At 70.6% G+C, this 18,477-nt stretch carries 17 protein-coding genes and 1 tRNA gene; 9 read left to right on the top strand and 9 right to left on the bottom strand.

Going from position 1 to position 18,477, the window contains the following annotated elements:
- Nucleotides 1-55 precede the first annotated feature (55 nt).
- From EBO15_RS02240 to EBO15_RS02230, 3 genes are all read left to right on the top strand, one after another.
- Nucleotides 56-595 (top strand): hypothetical protein, encoded by a 540-nt coding sequence (locus tag EBO15_RS02240; protein ID WP_122192596.1) that lies wholly within the window; start codon nt 56-58, stop codon nt 593-595.
- Between the two features lie 33 nt (nt 596-628).
- Nucleotides 629-1,213 (top strand): flavoprotein, encoded by a 585-nt coding sequence (locus tag EBO15_RS02235; protein ID WP_122192595.1) that lies wholly within the window; start codon nt 629-631, stop codon nt 1,211-1,213.
- An 85-nt stretch (nt 1,214-1,298) separates the two neighbouring features.
- Nucleotides 1,299-1,505, top strand: a complete 207-nt coding sequence (locus tag EBO15_RS02230; RefSeq protein ID WP_122192594.1) for a hypothetical protein — start codon at nt 1,299-1,301, stop codon at nt 1,503-1,505.
- A gap of 147 nt (nt 1,506-1,652) precedes the next feature.
- On the opposite strand, the gene EBO15_RS02225 is transcribed toward EBO15_RS02230, so the two are convergent.
- On the bottom strand, nt 1,653-1,868 hold the full coding sequence (locus tag EBO15_RS02225; RefSeq protein WP_122192593.1) for a hypothetical protein: 216 nt from the start codon (nt 1,866-1,868) through the stop codon (nt 1,653-1,655).
- A gap of 126 nt (nt 1,869-1,994) precedes the next feature.
- Here EBO15_RS02225 and EBO15_RS02220 point away from each other — a divergent pair, with 126 nt between their 5' ends.
- Nucleotides 1,995-2,555 carry a hypothetical protein gene (locus EBO15_RS02220; RefSeq protein WP_122192592.1) on the top strand — a complete coding sequence of 187 codons (561 nt, stop codon included), beginning with the start codon at nt 1,995-1,997 and terminating at the stop codon, nt 2,553-2,555.
- 148 nt (nt 2,556-2,703) lie between these two features.
- Here the strand turns inward: EBO15_RS02220 and EBO15_RS02215 are convergent.
- Nucleotides 2,704-2,777 (bottom strand) — tRNA-Gly (locus EBO15_RS02215).
- A gap of 113 nt (nt 2,778-2,890) precedes the next feature.
- On the opposite strand from EBO15_RS02215, the gene dcd reads away from it, so the two are divergent.
- From dcd to EBO15_RS45700, 3 genes are all read left to right on the top strand, one after another.
- Nucleotides 2,891-3,466, top strand: coding sequence for a dCTP deaminase (gene dcd, locus EBO15_RS02210; protein ID WP_122192591.1), 576 nt, complete (start codon nt 2,891-2,893; stop codon nt 3,464-3,466).
- A 241-nt stretch (nt 3,467-3,707) separates the two neighbouring features.
- Nucleotides 3,708-5,048 (top strand): quaternary amine ABC transporter ATP-binding protein, encoded by a 1,341-nt coding sequence (locus EBO15_RS02205; RefSeq protein ID WP_456047862.1) that lies wholly within the window; start codon nt 3,708-3,710, stop codon nt 5,046-5,048.
- Nucleotides 5,041-6,813 carry an ABC transporter permease/substrate binding protein gene (locus tag EBO15_RS45700; RefSeq protein ID WP_122192589.1) on the top strand — a complete coding sequence of 591 codons (1,773 nt, stop codon included), beginning with the start codon at nt 5,041-5,043 and terminating at the stop codon, nt 6,811-6,813. Before EBO15_RS02205 ends, EBO15_RS45700 begins: the two co-directional genes overlap by 8 nt.
- A 126-nt stretch (nt 6,814-6,939) precedes the next feature.
- On the opposite strand, the gene EBO15_RS02195 is transcribed toward EBO15_RS45700, so the two are convergent.
- The gene (locus EBO15_RS02195) at nt 6,940-7,695 is read right to left on the bottom strand and encodes a ZIP family metal transporter (protein WP_122192588.1); all 756 of its coding nucleotides are present in this window, start codon (nt 7,693-7,695) and stop codon (nt 6,940-6,942) included.
- 383 nt (nt 7,696-8,078) lie between these two features.
- Complete coding sequence (locus EBO15_RS02190; RefSeq protein WP_233615869.1) at nt 8,079-10,214, bottom strand: (Fe-S)-binding protein; 2,136 nt, start codon at nt 10,212-10,214, stop codon at nt 8,079-8,081.
- Nucleotides 10,215-10,450: 236 nt separating this feature from the next.
- On the opposite strand from EBO15_RS02190, the gene EBO15_RS02185 reads away from it, so the two are divergent.
- Nucleotides 10,451-11,047, top strand: coding sequence for a TIGR03086 family metal-binding protein (locus EBO15_RS02185; RefSeq protein ID WP_122192587.1), 597 nt, complete (start codon nt 10,451-10,453; stop codon nt 11,045-11,047).
- A gap of 24 nt (nt 11,048-11,071) precedes the next feature.
- On the opposite strand, the gene EBO15_RS02180 is transcribed toward EBO15_RS02185, so the two are convergent.
- Nucleotides 11,072-12,283, bottom strand: coding sequence for an acetyl-CoA C-acetyltransferase (locus EBO15_RS02180; RefSeq protein WP_122192586.1), 1,212 nt, complete (start codon nt 12,281-12,283; stop codon nt 11,072-11,074).
- Nucleotides 12,284-12,419: 136 nt separating this feature from the next.
- Between EBO15_RS02180 and EBO15_RS02175 the strand changes: the two genes are divergently transcribed.
- The gene (locus tag EBO15_RS02175) at nt 12,420-13,988 is read left to right on the top strand and encodes a 3-hydroxyacyl-CoA dehydrogenase (RefSeq protein ID WP_122192585.1); all 1,569 of its coding nucleotides are present in this window, start codon (nt 12,420-12,422) and stop codon (nt 13,986-13,988) included.
- Here the strand turns inward: EBO15_RS02175 and EBO15_RS02170 are convergent.
- The 4 genes from EBO15_RS02170 to EBO15_RS44005 all read right to left on the bottom strand — a co-directional run.
- Entirely contained in the window at nt 13,946-14,998 is a 1,053-nt protein-coding gene (locus tag EBO15_RS02170) for a CU044_5270 family protein (RefSeq protein WP_147481348.1), read from the bottom strand. The genes EBO15_RS02175 and EBO15_RS02170 overlap by 43 nt on opposite strands.
- A gap of 2 nt (nt 14,999-15,000) precedes the next feature.
- Nucleotides 15,001-15,564: an RNA polymerase sigma factor gene (locus EBO15_RS02165; RefSeq protein ID WP_122192583.1), complete on the bottom strand. Its 564-nt coding sequence runs from the start codon at nt 15,562-15,564 to the stop codon at nt 15,001-15,003.
- Between the two features lie 153 nt (nt 15,565-15,717).
- A complete protein-coding gene (locus EBO15_RS45085; RefSeq protein ID WP_199744284.1) occupies nt 15,718-17,211 on the bottom strand; it encodes a CU044_5270 family protein in 1,494 nt (497 codons plus the stop codon).
- Between the two features lie 150 nt (nt 17,212-17,361).
- On the bottom strand, nt 17,362-18,477 hold a 1,116-nt coding region (locus EBO15_RS44005; protein ID WP_158628101.1), incomplete at its 5' end, for a CU044_5270 family protein.

Genomic DNA, 18,477 nt, shown 5'->3' with positions numbered 1-18,477 from the left:
CGATGAGGGTTCCTGACCCTGTCGAAATGTCCGACCGGGCCGTCAGACTCGGGCCATGGCGAAGGTGACGAGCCGGATCATCGCGGACCGGCTGGTGGAGCTCGGCATGGTCACCCGGGCACGCGCGGACGAAGCCCTGGCGAAGATCGCGACGTACTCACCGGACCACGACGCGGAGATCGCCCCCGAAGACGTCGTGGACTTCCTCTACGAATTCGGTGTGACCGTCGTCGTCCACGGCGACGACGTCACCAACCTCGAAGACAGCTACAGGGGCATCCTGGAGAGCGCGGCGGCATGCTCGGGCGAGGTCACCGTCACCAACGTCCAGCTGGTCGAAGAGGACGACGAGGAGATCCTGAAGTTCCGCCTCAACGGCGAGCCCACCTCCTGGATCGTCGACCACCTCATGGACCACTACCTCGACCGGCTCACCGTCTGGGAGTCCATCGACGTGCTGGGACCCGGCGGGGACGACCCGCGCGTCTTCCACACGATCATCGACGACGGCCACACCGCCGACATCTACGTCCTGGCCACCCCCGCCCAGGCCGCCGCCCTCCGAGCCGACTTCGGCCTGGCCCTGGAACCGTGACAGGCTGAGATCAGCCCATGAGAGGGAGGACGCGTGTCGGACGGACCGGTGCTCTACCTGATCGCCTGCGGCGGACGGCCCGCCAAGGACCTGCCCGCCCTCATCCCCCGGCTCCAGAAGGACGGCTGGACGGTATGCGTGATCGCCACGCCGTCCGGCACGAAGTTCATCCCGGGCGACGCGCTCCGCGACCTCACCGGCCATCCGGTGCGCTCCGAGTACAAGCGTCCCGAGGACCCGGACGTCCTGCCGCCTCCCGACGCGCTCGCGGTCGTCCCGGCGACGTTCAACACGATCAACAAGTGGGCTCAGGGCGCGAGCGACACCCTCGCGCTGGGCCTCCTCAACGAGGCCATCGGACTCGGGCTGCCGATCGTCGCCGTCCCGTGGCCCAACGCCGCCCTCGCCCGCCACCCGGCCTTCGTGCGCAGCGTCGCCGACCTCCGCTCCTGGGGCGTCAACGTCATCCTCGACCCCGAACGCCTTTCCGCCCCCGACCGAACCAAAGAGCCCGAGGGCGACTTCCCGTGGAACGACCTAACGGAAGCCCTGGCGAACCTCCTCCAGCACCTAACAGCGCACCAGCCGACACATAAAGCAAGCAACCACGGTGCCTGACACCCACCTCCGGGCACAGCATGTGTGTGAACATGCGCGGGTAGTGACACCAGCGGCCGACCCACAGACGAAAGGATCCGTGCGCATGGCGAGCTTCCTTGCCCGACTGGCACTGACCGCAGGCGTCACCCTGACCATCGCCGCCCTGGTCGGCACCACCCCGTCCTCGGCGTCCGCGCCCGACGACATCACGATGCTGCAGTGCGTGCAGGGCGGCGGCAGACCGATCGGCCCACCCGGAGCCACCGCCTGCTGGGGCGGCACCTACAGCGGCCAAAAAGTCATCGGCTAACCCCAAGGTGACAGGCCCAACAACCTGCCCCCGCCACACCAGACTGCCCGCCACTCCCGCCCGGGGAGTGCACCCCACATTCACAAGGCCGCCGAATACTGGGCCCGTGCACATCACGGGCCCATCAAAAGCCGTGCTGTCGGCTGGTCAGAAGCTCTCGCCATAGTGGTCCTCTTGGGCGCGAAGCCAGTGTTCTTCGGCGTCCCTGGCGGCGGCGATGGCTTCCACGCAGCGCCTGCACGTGACGCGAGCCGGGTCGTCGCTGATCACGTCCTCAGCGGCGGCCCGGTGACACAGCGGCATGGCGACGTCGTTCTTGACCTTGCCCACCATGTGGACGACTCGCTCCGTCGACTCGCTCATACCCGGAGACAGTACGTCGTTCTCCCCGAAGCTCCTCGAGGAGAGCCATAGCGCGCTTTCGACGGATGAACCAGATTCGGGTGTGGCGCGTCCCATCGGCATCACACCCACCGCCCAGGAGCCGCCATGACCGCGCGGATCGCCGCCGTCCTCTCCATCCTCGGCCTCGCCCTCACCGCCTGTTCCAACCCGCTCGCGCCAAAGGCCGAGCCCAGCCCGTCCAAACCCCAGGAATCCGCGACGACACCCGCGCCACCGAGCACCCCCGCCGCGCTCCAGCTCGGAACCCCGGGGACGGCCGCGACGCCGTACATCGCGGCGTCCGTCACCGCGTTCACCTACCGGCAGCCACTGCCGGGCAGGCACCTTCCGCGCGTCGGCTACGAATGGGCGGGGGCGGAGGTGGAGACATGCATGAAACGGTCCACCACGCAGTTCACGACCGTGGCCGTCCAGGCATGGTTGCTGCGCCTGCCCGACGGCTCCACCCTCCAGCCTGAGGAGCCGCTGTCCAAGGACTACGAGGTCACCTTGTACCCGGTCAGCCCGCGCAACATCCAGCCAGGAGTCTGCGTGCGCGGCTGGGCCGTCTTCGAGGTGCCGGCCAAGCAGCGTGCCAACGGCATCGTCTACAAGGCCCCCAACCCCGACAGCCCGATCGCCCCGATCACCTGGGCGTTCACCTAAGCCGACTCAGACCCTCAACGCCGAGACCACAACACCCTCCACCCCAGCCACTTCACACAGCCAACTCGCACCCCAAGGCACTCGGCGGAGCCCGAAACGACGAAGGCCCGGGCTCAGGGAGCATGTCCCTGGCCTGGGCCTTGGTGTGTGGAGCGGGTGACGGGAATCGAACCCGCGCTGTCAGCTTGGGAAGCTGAAGTTCTACCATTGAACTACACCCGCGTGGTTCGCCTTGTGGTGCGGGCGAACGGGGACATGCTACCGGACGGGTGGGGGTGCGTGCATGTCGGTTGCTCGCGCGGCGGGGTGGGGCGGGGAGGCGGTACCTTTCTGACGTGCTGCTTTCCGATGGCGATATCAGGTCAGAGATCGAGTCCGGACGGGTTCGGATCGAGCCGTTCCAGTCCGAGATGGTCCAGCCGTCCAGTGTGGACGTGCGTCTGGACCGGTACTTCCGGGTGTTCGAGAACCACCGGTACCCGCACATCGACCCGGCGGAGGAGCAGCCCGGCCTGACGCGGCTCGTCGAGGTGGCGCCGGACGAGGCGTTCATCCTGCACCCGGGCGAGTTCGTGCTGGCCTCGACGTACGAGGTGTTCGGGCTGCCGGACGATCTGGCCGCGCGCCTGGAGGGGAAGTCGTCGCTCGGACGGCTCGGGCTGCTGACGCACTCGACGGCGGGGTGGATCGACCCCGGGTTCACCGGGCACGTGACGCTGGAGCTGTCGAACGTGGCGACGTTGCCGATCAAGCTGTGGCCCGGGATGAAGATCGGGCAGATGTGCCTGTTCCGGACGAGTTCGCCCGTCGAGCACCCGTACGGGTCGGACCACCACGGGTCGCGGTACCAGGACCAGCGGGGGCCGACGCCGTCGCGGTCCTACGTGAACTTCCACATCACGGAGATCTGACCAAAGCACTCCGGAAGGCCGTCTACGCGCGCACGCGTAGGCGGCCTTTTTGCGTTCTAAACCTCAATGTGACCGAGGTCACTTGAAGATGAAACTTTCTCGATATACGGGTAAATTCGCTCGACGCACAGCTCCGCCGATTGGTTGACAGCCGTATCGGACATCCTGATTGGCGGCGCCGTGCCGGGAGAGCCCCGCAAAAGCGCAAAGCACGGACAAGCACAACTCGAGACGAGTTCCCTTGCCCGCGCTCAGGGTTCCGCACCGGGTATGTACCCAGCGCGGTGCCCTGAACGCGGGCCTTGGCATCCGGCCCCAACCGGCGCCCGTGGGAACGAGAGAGGAGAACGTGTCCACACTCCGCGCGGTAAACGTCTACAAAGTGTTCGGCCGCAAGGCCGGAGAGGCCATGCGCCGGCTGAAGGCCGGCGCCTCGGTGGATGAGGTACGCGAGCTGGGCGTCACGCCCGCGGTCGTCGAGGTCGACTTCGACGTCCGCGAGGGCGAGATCTTCGTGGTGATGGGCCTGTCCGGATCGGGCAAGTCCACGCTGATCAGGATGCTGAACGGCCTGCTGGAGCCCACCTCGGGGCAGGTGCTGATCGACGGCACCGACCTCACGCAGCTCTCCGCCAAGGAGCTGCGCGAGGTGCGGCAGAGGAAGGTCAGCATGGTGTTCCAGCACTTCGCACTCTTCCCCCATCGCACCGTTCTGGAGAACGCGGCGTACGCCCTGGAAGTGCAGGGCGTATCGAAGAAGGAACGCCACGAGAAGGCTGGGAAGTTCCTGAAGACCGTCGGACTGGGCGGGTGGGAGGACAAGTTCCCGCACGAGTTGTCCGGTGGTATGCAGCAGCGTGTCGGTATCGCTCGGGCGCTCACGTCCGACACCGGCATCCTGCTGATGGACGAGGCGTTCAGCGCCCTCGACCCGCTGATTCGGCGGGAGATGCAGGAACTCCTTCTGGAGCTCCAGAACGAGCTCGGCAAGACGATTGTGTTCATCACGCACGACCTCAACGAGGCCATGCGCCTCGGCGATCGCATCGCGATGATGCGGGGTGGCCGGATCATGCAGATCGGCACCGCCGAGGAGATTCTGATGGACCCGGCGAACGACTATGTCGCGCAGTTCGTCGCGGATGTGGACCGTTCCCGGGTCCTGACGGCGAGCTCCGTCATGGAGAAGCCGGTCGCCGTGGTGAACCCCGCCGCGGGGCCGCGCGCGGCCGTCCGGGCGATGCGCGAGGCCCAGGTGGCCGGCGCGTTCGTCGTGGGACGCGACCGCAAGCTGATGGGCGCGGTGTACGCCGAGCGGGCGGCCCAGGCCGTCCGGGACGGCGCGACCACGCTGGACGAGGTGATCGAGGCCGGGCTGGAGCCGGTGACGCCGGACACGCCGGTCGCCGAGCTGTTCAGCGCGTCCGCCGAGAGCGCCCTGCCGCTGCCCGTGTGCGACGGCGCCGGGCGGCTGCTCGGCGTGATCCCGCGCGTGACGCTGCTGGCGGCGCTGGGCCAGGCGAACAACACCGGCGAGAACCGCATCGTCGAGGACGAGGCGGAGGCGATGGCCCGTGCATAAGATCCCCGTCGGCGAATGGGCCGACGATGCCGTCAACTGGCTGACCAAGCACGGCGAACCCGTCTTCCACGCGATCAACGTGGTGATCGGCGGGTTCGTCAGCCATCTGGAGGCCGCCCTCCAGGCCCCGCCCGCGGTCGCGTTCGCGCTGGTCGTGGCGATGATCGGGTTGTGGCTGCGGGGTCCGCTGGCCGCCGTCCTGGTCTTCCTCGGCATGATGCTGATCGACAACCTGGGCGAGTGGGACGCGGCGATGTCCACGCTCGCGCAGGTGCTGGTGGCGTCGCTCGCGGCGCTGGTCGTCGGCATCCCGGTCGGCATCCTGGCCGCGCGCTCTTCGCGGTTCGCGGCGTTCGTCCGGCCGGTGCTGGACTTCATGCAGACGATGCCCGCGTTCGTGTACCTGCTGCCCGCGGTGTTCTTCTTCGGCATCGGGCAGGTGCCGGGCATCATCGCGACGATGATCTTCTCGCTGCCGCCGGGCGTCCGGCTGACCCAGCTGGGCATCAGCCAGGTGGACAAGGAGATGGTCGAGGCGGCCGACGCGTTCGGCACGCCGCCGGCACGGACGCTGCTGCGCGTGCAGCTTCCGCTCGCCCTCGGCACGATCATGGCCGGCGTGAACCAGGTGATCATGCTGTCGCTGTCCATGGTGGTCATCTCCGGCATGGTCGGCGCGCAGGGCCTCGGCACCGAGGTGTTCGGCGCGATCACCCAGCTGGACATCGCGGGCGGCGTGAACGCCGGTCTCGCGGTCGTCGTCCTGGCGATCACCCTGGACCGGCTGACCGGCGCGCTCGGCGAGCGGCTGAACCCGGTGACCCGGCGCAAGGCGGCCGGGATCCACACCCGCGGCTGGGACATGGTCCTGCACTACCGTCCGCGTCCGGCGTTCGCGCTGTCCGGGCTGCTGGTGGTCGTGCTGCTCGCGGCCGGGCTCGGCATCGCCGGGACGGGCGGCACGGGCTCCGGTGGCGGCAAGGGCAAGACGATCACGATCGGCTACATCCCGTGGGACGAGGATGTGGCGATCAGCCACCTGTGGAAGCGGACGCTCGAGGACAAGGGCTACAAGGTCAAGCTGGAGCAGGTGGACGCCGGTCCGCTGTACGCCGGCATGGCCAACGGGAACGTCGACCTGTTCCTCGACTCGTGGCTGCCCGCGACGCACGCGGACTACTACAACAGGTACAAGGACAAGCTCGAGAACCTCGGGCCCTGGTACGACAACGCGTCGATGCAGCTGGCCGTCCTGAAGGACGACCCGGCGAACTCGGTGGAGGACCTGGCGAAGGACCCGGCGCGGTACAAGAACCGGATCGTCGGCATCGAGCCCAGCGCGGGCGAGATGAAGATCGTCCGGACCAAGGTGATGCCGCAGTACGGGCTGGACGGCAAGTTCACGCTCGTGCAGAGCAGCACCCCGGCGATGCTGGCCGAGCTGACCCGCGCGTCGAACTCGAACACGCCGATCGTGGTCACGCTGTGGAAGCCGCACTGGGCCTACGCCAAGTTCCCGATCAAGCCGCTGGCCGACCCGAAGGGCGCCTTCGGCACCGCCGAGAAGTCGTACATGCTGGCCCGCAAGGGCTTCAGCACCGACTTCCCGGAGGTCGCTGGCTGGCTGAAGAAGTTCAAGATGACCGACCAGCAGCTGTTCCCGCTGGAGGACGACGTCATGAACAAGTACAAGGGCCGTGAGCAGCAGGGCGTCGAGGAGTGGCTCAAGGCCAACCCCGACTTCATGTCCAAGATCACGTCCTGATCCGCGGCACCTCCGCGACGAGCGGGGCCGTCTCCCACCCGGGACGGCCCCGTTCCGCATTCTCCGGCCCCGGCGCGGACGCATTCCGGCCCCGGCGCGGACGCTTTTCGGCTCCCGGAGCGGGGGCTACTCGCCGAGGGACATGATGCCCATGACGGCGAGCAGGCCCACGCCCGTCGCGCACAGCGTGAGGACGCGCGGGTGGCGGCTGTGCGCCTCGGGGAGGATCTCCCCCGCCGCCAGGTACAGCAGGATCCCGGCGAAGAACCCCAGGTAGATGCCGAGGACCGACTTCGGGACGGTCACCAGCAGCGTCAGGGCCGCCCCCGCGACCGGGGCGACCGCGTCCAGGCCGAGCAGGATGATCGCCGGACGCCGGTCCGCGCGGTTCAGGGACGCGGCGGTGAAGGTGTTGAAGCCGTCCGCGAAGTCGTGCGCGATGACGGCGAGGGCCACGAACAGGCCGACGTCGCCGCCCGACTGGTAGCCGAGGCCGATGCTCAGGCCGTCCACCAGGCTGTGGCCGACCAGGGCGCACGCGGCGAGGATCCCGATGTGGCCGCCCTTCCCCGGGTGCCCGTGGCCGTGGGGGTGCCGGTGCGGCGCGTACTCGCCCTCGTGGGCCTGGTGGATCGCGGAGAGCTGCTCGACCACGTGCAGGACGAGGAACCCGACCGCGAACCCGACCATCGGCGCGTCCACCCGCAGGACGCGCAGGTGCGTCAGCTGGAGCGACTCGGGGACGAGGTCGAACGCCGCGACGCCGAGGATGAGCCCGCCCGCGAGGCCGAGGACGAGGTGGCGGCGGTCGCGGACGCGCATGGCGACGACCCCGCCGAGCAGGGTCATCAGCAGGGACACCAGCGCCATCACGATCGCCATGCGTCCGGTCCTACCAGGGCGGGGGGACGGCGCGGGCGGGAACCGCGTCCCCAGGCCCCCATGATCTCCCCAGGGATCTCTTGACCCCGCGCGAGCGCCTCACGAGCACCTCGCGATCGCCCCTCGAACGCCCCTCGAACGCCGCGTGTGCCCCGCTTCCGAGGCCGTCGGCGCCCGTATCGGCCCGAGGCGCGGACGGGCCGATACGGGCGATGCGTCCCACAGTACGGCGCGGCCCCCGAACGCGAAGAACTTTTCACAACAGTCGGGTGACGGCCGTCCGGAACACGAACGGCCCCGATCCGGAAAGGGTCCGGATCGGGGCCGTCAGGTCGTGCTCAGGCCGTCACGCTGTTGCTCAGGCCGTCACGCCGGCAGGGGCGTCACTCGGCCGAGGCGGCGACGGGCTCGCCCTTGACGGAGCGGATGAGCAGCTGGGAGACGTCCACGACCTCCAGCGACTCCTTGGCCTCGCCCGCGTTCTTCTTCTCGTTGATGGCGTCGCCGAGCATCACGAGGCAGAACGGGCAGGCGGTGGAGACGGTGTCCGGGTCGGTCGTGAGGGCCTCGTCCACGCGCTCGGTGTTGATGCGCTTGCCGATGCGCTCCTCCATCCACATCCGGGCGCCGCCGGCGCCGCAGCAGAAGCCGCGGTCCTTGTGCCGGTGCATCTCCTGCGTCTGGACGCCGGGGACGGTCGCCATGATGTCGCGCGGCTGCTTGTAGACCTTGTTGTGCCGGCCCAGGAAGCAGGGGTCGTGGTAGGTGATCTTCTCCTCGATCGGCGTGACCGGGGTGAGCCTGCCCTCCTCGACCAGGTGCGCGAGCAGCTGGGTGTGGTGGACGACCTCGTAGTTCCCGCCGATCTGCGGGTACTCGTTGGCGAGGGTGTTGAAGCAGTGCGGGCAGGTCGCGACGATCTTCTTGACGCCCGCCTCGTTCAGCGTCTCGACGTTCTGCTGGCCGAGCATCTGGAAGACGAACTCCATGCCCAGGCGGCGCGCCGGGTCACCGGTGCAGGCCTCCGCCGGGCCGAGGACGGCGAACTTGACGTCCGCGATGTGCAGCAGCTCCGCGACGGCCTTGGTGGTCTTCTTGGCCCGGTCCTCCAGGGCGCCGGCGCAGCCGACCCAGAAGAGGTACTCGGTGTCCTCGGGCATCGTGTCCTCGACCACGGGGACCTCGAAGTCGAGCTCCTCGATCCACTCGAGGCGCTTCATCTCGGACATGCCCCACGGGTTGCCCTTGTTCTCGAGGTTCTTGAGCATGACGCCCGCCTCGCTCGGGAACGAGGACTCGATCATGACCTGGAAGCGGCGCATGTCCAGGATGTGGTCGATGTGCTCGATGTCCACCGGGCACTGCTCGACGCAGGCGCCGCAGTTGGTGCAGGACCACAGGACGTCCGGGTGGATCACGCCGTCCTCGGCGACCAGCTCGCGGTCGACCTGCATGGCGAGCTTCTGCTCGTCGGTGAACTTCTCGCGCTCCTCCTCGGAGGCGAGCATGTACGGGGCCTTGGCCATGGCGTGGTCGCGCAGCTCGAGGATGACCATCTTCGGCGACAGCGGCTTGCCGGTGTTCCAGGCCGGGCACTGCGACTGGCAACGACCGCACTCGGTGCAGGTCGCCATGTCGAGGTAGCCCTTCCAGGTGAAGTCCTCGATCTTGCCGCGGCCGAAGGTGTCCTCGTCCGGGTCGGCCTCCTCGAAGTCGAGGGGCTTGCCCTTGCTCATCATCGGCTGGACCGCGCCGAGGCCGTCCGGGCGGCGCTTGAACATGACGTTCAGCGGCGCGATGAAGATGTGCAGGTGCTTGCTGTTCACGACGATGACCAGGAAGACCAGCGCGACGCCGATGTGCAGCAGCAGGCCGACGGCCTCGAGGACGTCCAGGGTGCTGTGGGACATGCCCTTGAACAGCTGGCCGACCGCGTAGGAGAAGTAGGCGCCCTTGCCGTAGGAGAGGTTGCCGTTGGCCCACTCGACGCCCCGGAAGAAGAACATCGTCCAGATGACGTTGAAGATCATCAGGAGGATCACCCACGCGCCGCCGGTGTGCGAGCCCTTGAACCGGGACCTGCGGTCCAGCTTGGCCGGCGAGTTCTTCACGCGGATGATCGCGAAGACGCCCAGGCCGATCGCGCAGGCGAGCGCGATGGTGTCCTGGACGAAGCCGATCGGGCCCCAGGTCTGGAGGCCGGGGATGTGCTTGTCCAGCCCGAACAGCAGCGCGACGGCGGCCTCGAGGTAGACCGTGATCAACAGGATGAAGGCCCACATGACGGCGGCGTGCGCCGCGCCCGCCACGGTCCACTTGAGCAGCTTGCGCTGCCCCATGACCTCGACGACCTGGCCCTCGACGTCACCCTTCTTGTCCCGCCTCACCGTCAGGACGCGGTCGGGGTCGGGCTGGCCGCTCTTGAACCAGTTCCACAGGAACAGCACCCGGCGGCCGGCGAGCGCCAAGGCGACCGCCGTGCCGACGAGGCCGATTATCAACGTCGTGGCGTAGAGCACTTGTTCCGTCCTCCTGGGTACGGGCCGTTGGCTGTCAGCGTAAGGGCTCGCGACATACCGCACTTCATCCGGGTCCCGAATACTACTCGGCAGTAGCTTACGCGAGACAGCCGTCCCGGCCGGACACGGAACGTCACCGGTCGGCGGGAATATATTTTATAAGATCTGCCCGCCGATGAGTCCGGACGGCGGCCCCGGTCCACCTCTGCGAGACACCCGTAGAAGAGGAGCATCAGATGGCCGTCGAGTTCGACTTCGAACCCGCGGCGCACCGGCTCACCGGTGTGCTGGCCGCGATCCCGGACGACGGGATGGACGCCGTGACGCCCTGCGAGGGCTTCTCCGTCGCCACCCTGCTCGACCACATGGACGGCCTCACCGCCGCCTTCGCCCGCGTCGCCCGCAAGCAGGTCGGGCCCGGGGCGTCCCGGCCCCCGGCGCCGTCCGCGGAGCACCTGGCCGCCGACTGGCGCACCCGCGTCCCCGAGCAGCTCAAGGACCTGGTCGTGGCGTGGCGCGAGCCGTCCGCGTGGGACGGCATGAGCGAGGCGGGCGGCGTGCCGCTGCCCAGTGCCGTCCTGGCCCGGGTCGCCCTGGACGAGCTGATCCTGCACGGCTGGGACCTCGCCCGCGCGACCGGGCAGCCCTACGACGTCCCGGCGGACGAGGCCGAGATCTGCCTCGCGCTGCTCGCCGGACAGCCCGCCCCCTCAGAGGACGGCCCGCGCCCGCCGGGCGGAGCGTTCGGCCCGCCCGTCCCCGTGCCGGACGACGCCCCGGCCCTCGACCGCCTGGTCGCGCGCAGCGGCCGCAATCCCGCCTGGATTCCCTAGCCCGCCTATGAAGGCCAAGAAGTCTCAGGGAGTGCGTTCGAAGATGGCGGCCAGGCCCTGGCCGCCGCCGATGCACATGGTCTCGAGGGCGTAGCGGGCCTCGCGGCGGTGCATCTCGCGCGCGAGCGTCGCGAGGATGCGGGCGCCGGTCGCGCCGACGGGGTGGCCGAGGGAGATCCCGGAGCCGTTGACGTTGGTGCGCTCCCAGTCGGCGTCCGTGAAGCCCCATTCGCGGGTGACCGCCAGGACCTGGGCGGCGAACGCCTCGTTCAGCTCGATGAGGTCGAGGTCGGCGAGGGTGAGGTTCGCGCGTTCCAGGGCCTTGGCGGTCGCCGGGACGGGCCCGATGCCCATCGTCCGCGGCGGCACGCCCGCGCGCGCCCACGAGACGAGCCGGACGAGCGGACGCAGCCCCAACTCCGCGGCGCGTTCCGGGGTCGTGACGACGCACGCGGCGGCCGCGTCGTTCTGGCCGGAGGCGTTACCGGCGGTGACGGTCGCGTCCGGGTCGGACTTGCCGAGGACGGGCCGGAGCCTCGCGAGGCCCTCCACGGTCGTGTCGGGACGGGGATGCTCGTCGGTGTCTACGACGGTGTCGCCCGTGCGGGATGTGATCACCACGGGGACGATCTCGTCGGCGAACCAGCCCTCGCGCTGGGCGGCGACGGCGCGCCGGTGGGACCGAACGGCCAGCTCGTCCTGCTCCTCGCGGCCGATCTTGTACTCGCGGCGGAGGTTCTCGGCCGTCTCGAGCATCCCGCCCGGAACCGGGTGGTTCGCCCCGCCCGCGGTCGTCCGGCCTCGGGCGAGGGCGTCGTGGAGTTCGAGGGACGGCGTGCGCACGCCCCACCGCGCGGACGTCGTGTAGAACGGCGCGTTGCTCATCGACTCCGTCCCGCCCGCGATGACCAGGTCGGCGACGCCGGTCTGGATCTGCATCGCGGCGTCCAGGACGGCCTGGAGCCCCGAGCCGCAGCGGCGGTCGACCTGGCCGCCGCCGGTCGTGACCGGCAGGCCCGCGTCGAGCGCGGCGACGCGTCCGATGGCGGGGGCGTCGGCGTTCGGGTTGCACCAGCCGAGGATCACCTCGTCGACGGCGTCGCCGGGGAGGCCGGTGCGGTCGAGCAGCGCGCGGATCACCGTGGTCGCGAGGTCGACGGGGGCGACCGCCCGGAGGGCCCCGCCGAAGCGGCCGATCGGGGTCCGCAGGGGTTCGCAGATCACGACTTCGCGCATGGACGGCTCCTCGGGCGGACGAGACAGACGGGGCTGACTCTTGGCAGGGTATGCCGGACACGGGTGGGATCAACGGAAGCGTTCCGCCTGACGGAGACGAGAGTTTCGTTCTGGGAACGAACCGAGGAGGCCACGGGTGGAGCACTGGGCGGAACGGGCGACGACGGTCCGGGTGGTCGGCACCGGGATCATGGGACGCGGGATCGCGCAGGTCGCGGCAGCGGCGGGGCTGACCGTCCAGCTGGCCGACGCGCGACCCGAGGCCGTGGACGCGGCCGTCGCGCAGGTGGGCGCGATGTTCGACAAGCTCGTCGCCAAGGGCCGGATGGCCGCGGACGACGCGACGGCGGCCAAGGCCCGGCTCGTCCCGCTGGACGATCCGCTCGCGCCCGCCGAACGGCTCGACCTGGTGATCGAGGCCGTCCGGGAGGACCTGCCGGCCAAGCAGCGGCTCTTCCAGGGCCTGGAGAAGGCGTGCCCGGAGACGACCGTCCTCGCGACCAACACGAGTTCGCTGTCGGTCACGCGGATCGCGGCGGGCTTGTCCGATCCGTCCCGGCTGGCCGGACTGCACTTCTTCAACCCGGTGCCGCTGATGAGGCTCGCCGAGGTGATCCCCGGCGCGCGCACGGCCGACTGGATCCCGGACGCGCTGACCGGCCTCGTCCGGCGTCTCGGGCACACGCCCGTCCGGGCGCCCGACACCCCGGGGTTCCTCGTCAACCACGCGGGACGCGGGCTGTCGACCGAGGCGCTGCAGATCGTCGCCGAGGGGACGGCCCGCCCGGTGGACGTCGACCGGATCGCGCGCGACGTCCTCGGCCTGAAGATGGGCCCGTTCGAGCTGATGGACCTCACCGGGCTGGACGTCTCCCACCCCGTCCTCGAGACGATCTGGGAGGGGTTCCACTACGACGAGCGGCTCCGGCCGTCGCACCTCACGCGCGCGCGGTACGACGCGGGCCTGTTCGGACGGAAGACCGGCGCCGGCTGGTACGAGTACGTGGACGGCGTGAAGCGGGAACCCGCCGAAGCCCCGGCCCCGGCGGGCGCCGGGGACTCCCTGCCGCCGTTCTGGATCACCGGCCCGGCCCCCGACGCCGACCGGCTCGCCGGCGTGCTGGCCAAGGCCGGGGTTCCGGTGGAGCGCGGCCCGATGCCGTCCGAGGCGGCGATCGTGCTGGACACCGACGGCGTGATCTTCCCGCACGAGAACAGCCTCGACCCGCGTCGCACCGTAGCCGTGGACCCGGTCGGCGGGTTCGAGCGCCGCCTCGTCCTGACCGTCCACCCGGGCCTGGACCCGGCGGTCGGCGAGGCGGCGCTCGCGGGCCTCGCCGCCACCGGCCTTCCGGTGACCGTGGTCACCGACGCCCCCGTGCCGGTGTCCGAACGGCTTCTCGCGTCGATCGTGAACGTGTCGTGCGAGATCGCGCAGCGCGGGCTGGCGTCCCCGGGCGACATCGACACCGCCGTCCGGCTCGGCCTCGGCTACCCGCTCGGGCCCCTGGAGTGGGGCAACCACAGGGGACCCGAGCGGGTGCTCAGCGCGCTCGGCGCCATGTTCGCCGGGACGGGCGACCCGCGCTACCGGCCGAGCCGCTGGCTCTCCCACCGGGTGGCACTAGGCATGCCCCTGACCGAGCACGGCACCACTCCGGGCTACTTCTTCGGCGACGGGGCGTCGTTGGGCAGCGGCGGGTAGGCGGGCACCTTGTCCGTCCAGCCGTAGGAGAGGACGGCGGAGTAGTTGATGACGTCGCCGGCCTTCTTGTCGGCCCACGCCGGGCCGGTCTTGACCAGCACCGTCCGGTCGGCCAGCACCCGGCCCGCCTTGGTGTCGATGATGAGCTGGTAGTCGTAGACCATGCCGCCGCCCTTGCCCCGCAAGGAGAACGCGGTTCCGCTCCGGCCGAGCGGGTCCTTGACCTTGCCCACCAGCCGGAGCCCCGGCGCGGTCGCGAGGAGCCGGTAGACCGCGGCGCGCACCTGCGGGCCGACCGGTGCGGCGAGAACGGCCGGAGCGTTCGTGAACGCCCACTGTCCCGGTTCGGTGGGGAACCCCGACTTCTTCAGCACCCCGTCCAGATAGGTCTTCGCCCCCGCAGGGGTGCCAGGGATCTTCCGGACGTCCCCCGGGTACCTCGACCCGGGGAGGATCTCGTACATCTCGCCGGGGGTCCAGGACTCCTTCGTCCAGGTGAAGGAGTTCATCATCGCCGTGCGCGAACCCTGATCGCTGGTGGGCCCGAAGTACTTCTTGGAGACCATCTTCTGGGTACCCCAGGCGTCCTTGCCCGGCCCCGCGTCGTACTTCCCCTTGCGCTGGACGAAGTTGTACGACTTGCCGTCCTCCACCATGCGCCCGCCGACCTGCGTCTGGATCTCCCAGTAGCGGCCGTGCGGCTGGACCGACTCGCGCTCCGCACTGTGGGCGGCGGCCAGCATGAGCCGGCTGGCGGACGACGCGTCGTCGTGGTCGGGCGCGCGGGGCGTCGTCCCGGACGACAGCAGCACCGCGCCTGCGGTGACCGCCGCCGCCGCTCCGGCCAGGCCGAAGCCGCCGAACAGCGCGAAGCGGGGCCGGGTCGACGCGCGCAGCCGGGGCGCCGGAGACCCGGTCGTCGCGAAGGTCAGCCTCCTCCGGCCGTCCTGCTCGCCGTGCGCGGACGGTTCCTCGTCCAGCATGGCCACGATCATTCCGAGTTCGTCCATGATCACTTTCCCTTCGTGGTGGAGAGGGCGGCGCGGAGTCGTCCGCGCGCCCGGTTGAGGCGGGAGCCGACCGTCCCGACCGGGATGCCGAGTGCGACGGCGATGTCGTCCCGGGTCAGATCGGTGAAGGCGGCGAGGAGCAGGGCGTCCCGCTCCTTCCTGGACAGCGTGCGCAGCGCGGCGGCCAGCCGGGGCTGGGCGAGCTGGGCGTCGACCGCGTCGGCGACCCGCTCCTCCGGCCCCTCCTCGGGACGGCCCGGAGCGACCCGCGCGAGCGTCCGGTACCGGCGCTCCTCGACCCGGCGGTGCTCCCCGACGAGCCGGGTCGCGATGCCGAACAGCCAGGCGCGCACCTCGCCGCGCACCGGGTCGTAGTCGGCGCGGCGGCGGAACGCGGTCAGGAACGTCTCGGCGGCGACGTCGTCGGCCGGCTCGGGGCCGAGCCGGGCGGCGACGTAGCGGCGGATCGCCGCGAAGTGCCGGTCGTAGACGCTGGTGAACCGCTCCGGGTCGTCGCGGGACGCCGCGACGAGTTCCGCGTCGTCCACTATCGGTGGAGCTGACATGGCGAGGGATCCTTCCGGTCGGTGTCACAAGTACTCCGGTCCGCCGTGAGGAACCCTTCGGCGTGATCTCAGAATTTCTCGTGCGCGCGCGAAAACGCCGCACCCCGCGCCCTTCCAGGACGCGGGGTGCGGGGCGGCGGAGCCGTCGCCGGATCAGAAGAGCGACTCGACCGGGGGCTCGGGCCTGGTGTCGGTCCAGCCCGACGACCGGACAGCCCGGTAGCCGTCCACCGCCCCCGGCTTCCGGGACGCGTACGGACCGCCCGGCCGCACCAGCACGCGCTGGCTGGACAGCAGCGCGCCGGTCGCCGGATCGAAGATCAGCTCGTCCTGGACGGTGTAGCTCCCCCGCTCCGCCTTCGGCGCCCCGCTCTCGCCGGTACGGGTGACCTGCCAGGGGTCGGTGACGAGCGCGATGCCGCGGCGGCCGAGCGTGTCGGTGGCCTCCTTGAGAACGTGGACGCCGGGCTGCGCCGCGAGGGTCCGCATGAGCGCCGACCGCTGCTTCGGCGAGACGGGCAGGTTGAGCAGGACCTCGGCCACCTGGTCCATCCGCTCCTCCGGCTTCATCTGCCGGGGCGGGATGTGGCCCCAGTCCACGTTCTTCCCCGCGGCCTCCTGCCTCCGCAGCTCCATGATCTCCTCATACGTCAGGTTCTTGATCCCGTCGTCGCGCACCGGGAACAGGAACCTGGCCAGGGCCGCAGGATCGGTCGGCAGGTTCGCGACCTGGTCGGGCGTCGGCTCCACGCCCTTGCCCGGCAGGAAGAACGAACCGCCCTTGCGCTTCTTGTCGGCCGTCCACGGCGTCGTCCCGGCCTTGTAGACGGCGTAGTGGTCGTTCGACCACACCCGGAAGGACGACGGCGAACCGGCGCGCCTCCATGCCGCCTCGTCCTCCGGCGACGCCGGACGCGCGGAGACCTCGCGGCCTATCACGTCCGAACCGCCCTTCTTGTCCACGCTGGTGTACTGGAAGGACTCGTACTGCGCGCCGAAGATCGTGTACGGGCCGGTCGCGGGCCGCTGCGCGTACGCCTGGCCGCTGATCTGGTCGCTGTGCCAGAACCGTCCGCCGGGTTGCAGCTCGGCCTTGGCCGCGACCTGCACGAACGCGTCCTTCGGGGCCTCGGACGACCCGGTCGCGCCGGGCGCGCGGGGCGTCGCCGTCCCGGACGCCATCATCAGCGCCACGGCGGCGGACGCGCCGGCCAGCGCCGTCCCGAACCCGGTGACCAGCGCCGGACGCGGTACGCGGAAACGTCGCCGCGACGGCCTGCGCGCCTCCGCCAGCAGCCGTGCGCGGCCCGCCGCGACGGTCTCGGCGCCCGGTTCGGCGGTGAGCAGGGTGAGGGCGCGGTGGCGGCGCTCCTCGGCGCGGTGGTGCCGCGCGACGAGCCGGGTGGCGATGCCGAACAGCCAGGCGCGCGGGATCCCGCGCTCCGGGTCGTACCGGTCGCGGCCGCGGAAGGCGATCAGGAACGTCTCGGCCGCCAGGTCGTCGGCGGTCTGCGTCCCGAGCCGCGCCGTCAGGTACCGGTAGACGGCGGTGAAGTGCCGGTCATAGAGAAGGGCGAACCGATCGGGATCGGAACGGGAGGCCGCGACGAGTTCCGCGTCGTCGTCCACGACGGGTGAGGCGGTCATGGCATGGAGGTCCTTCCGGTCGGCGTCACTTCTTCTTCGCCGGAGGGACGATCGGGTTCGGCGCCGGAACGAAAAAGATCCGCGCCCCGGAAGCGGGGCGCGGATCCTGTGGCGACGGCTGTCAGGCCGCCGGGACGCGAGGGGCGTAGATCAGAAGGGCAGGTCGGCCGGGGGCTGCGGCTTGGTGTCCGTCCAGCCGGACTGGCGGAGGATCCAGTAGTTCAGCACCGTGCCCGGCTTCAGCTGGGCGTAGGCGCCGCCGGGGGTCGTCAGGACGGTCTGCTCGGAGAGCAGCTCACCCGTCTTCGGGTCGAAGACCAGCTCGTCCCGCCCCACGAAGGTGCCCTGCTCGGCCTTCGGCGCGCCGTACTCCGCCGTCCAGGTGACGCTCTCCGGCGCGGCCGCGAGGGCGATGCCCCGGCGGCCGAGCGGGTCCACGGCGTCCTTCACCGTCTGGATCCCCGGCTGGGCGGCGAGGGCGCGCATCAGTCCCGCGCGCACCTTGGGCGGCAGCGGCATGTTCCTGATGGCCCCTCCCGCCTCGAAGAGCTTCTGGCGCGGGGTCATCTTCCCGGGGGGCTTCAGGTCGAACTTCTTCTTGAGGGCCGGGGCCAGCGGATGCCCGCCCCACCCCTTGTTGGAGAAGAACGCGTTCGCGAGGGCGGACGGGTCGGTCGGCAGGGTGGCGAACTCCTCCTTCGACAGCAGCGTCCCGCTGGGGCCGTAGAACTTCCCGCCCTTCATGGAGTCGGTCTCCCCTCCGCTCCAGGGCTTCGCCTGCGTCGTGTAGGTCCAGTAGTGGTCGTTCGACCAGACTCGGAGGGACGAGGGCGACCCCGCGCGCCTCCAGGCGGCCTCGTCCTCCTTCGTCGCCGGGCGGGCGGGCAGGTCGCGCTCCATGTAGGTCGTGGTCGCCTTCGCGCCCGTGTCGGTGGTGATGTGGGACTCGGTCTGCGCCCCGAAGATCGCGTAGGCGCCGGTCTTCGGCCGCATGACGTACGCCTGGCCACTGACGTCGTCGGAGAACCAGTACCTCCCCGTCGGCGCCAGCTCGGCCTTCGCCGCGACCTCGGTGAAGCCGTGCCCGCCCTGCGCGAGAGGCGGGGTCGCCTTGCCGGACGGTCCGTCCTGGCCGGTCATGACGATGACGGCGGCCGCGGCCGTCCCGGCGGCGAGCAGGCCGACGCCGAGTTTGAGCCGCCAGCCCCCGAACAGGCGGCGGCGCGGCGCGGCGGGCTCCGCGGGCGGGGCGGCGGGCGCGGCGTC

Origin of the sequence: Actinomadura harenae (assembly GCF_003696215.1) — a bacterium.
Taxonomy (GTDB): domain Bacteria; phylum Actinomycetota; class Actinomycetes; order Streptosporangiales; family Streptosporangiaceae; genus Spirillospora; species Spirillospora harenae.
This window is presented reverse-complemented; position numbering and strand designations above follow the sequence as displayed.